This is a genomic window from Parvularcula maris (assembly GCF_024505085.1).
Lineage (GTDB): Bacteria > Pseudomonadota > Alphaproteobacteria > Caulobacterales > Parvularculaceae > Parvularcula > Parvularcula maris.
Map to the genome: position 1 here is coordinate 1 of NZ_JANIBC010000042.1, position 1055 is coordinate 1055.

The 1055-nt window shown below is 61.6% G+C and carries 1 protein-coding gene; it reads left to right on the forward strand.

Translation table 11 applies throughout. The annotated features are described in order from the left end of the window. Nucleotides 1-91: 91 nt before the first annotated feature. Nucleotides 92-1038, forward strand: a protein-coding gene (locus NOG11_RS14860; RefSeq protein ID WP_256620600.1) for an IS630 family transposase whose coding sequence is annotated in 2 segments (ribosomal slippage) — nt 92-431 and nt 431-1038 — 948 coding nt in all. Because the reading frame shifts where the segments join, the coding sequence is not laid out codon by codon here. Nucleotides 1039-1055 lie beyond the last annotated feature (17 nt).

Sequence of the window (1055 nt, forward strand, 5' to 3'; positions counted from 1 at the left end):
CTAGAGCGGTTTCATCGAACGCAGAGTCGTTGAGGATTCCCACTGGGTCCAAAGTCTGATTCATCGTCGCTGAGCGAGAGCGGAGGCAGTGATGGGACGAGGGTTCAGTGCGGATCTGCGTCGGCGGGTGATCGATGCGATCGAGGGCGGGATGTCGACGCGGGCGGCCGCGCGGCGTTTTTCGATCGGGGAGTCGACGGCGGGAGCATGGCATCGGCGATGGCGACAGACGGGCGAAGCTTCGGCTCGGAAGCAGGGTCAGCCCAGCGGCTCGAAGCTCGACGCGCATGAGGCCTTCATCCTCGATCTGATCGAGGCGGATAAGGACATCGCCCTCAAGGAGATCGGGGAGCGGCTTATCGAAGCGTTCGGCGTCAGGGCCTGCCCGGCGACCATCTGGTACTGGCTCGATCGGCGCGGCTTCACGTTCAAAAAAAGACCGCCCATGCGAGCGAGCAGGACCGCGACGATGTGAGGGTCGCCCGCTGGCTGTGGTTCAATGGTCAGCTCGATCTCGATCCGGAGCGCCTCGTCTTCATTGACGAGACGGGTGCTTCGACAAAGATGGCACGGCTACGGGGACGAGCCCCACGCGGTAAACGCTGCCGGGCGTCGGTGCCCTTCGGTCACTGGAAGACAACCACCTTCACCGCTGGCATCCGGCTATCAGGGCTCACCGCACCTATGATCTTAGACGGCCCGATGGATGGGGCGGCGTTCCTCGCCTACGTAGAGCGGGTCCTCGTGCCGGACCTCTCCCCCGGCGATGTCGTCGTGATGGACAATCTGCCTGCGCACAAAGTCTCAGGAGTACGAGAGACGATCGAAGCCGCAGGAGCCAGCCTTCTCTACCTCCCGCCATACTCCCCGGACTTCAATCCGATCGAGATGGCCTTCTCAAAACTCAAAGCCTTCCTGAGAAAGACGGCCGCGCGAACCGTCGAACAACTGTGGCTTGCCTTAGCCGAAGCGCTCCAAGCCTTCACACCTGACGAATGCAGAAACTACTTCGCAGCCGAAGGATATGACCTCGATTAAGTTGAAACCGCTCTAGC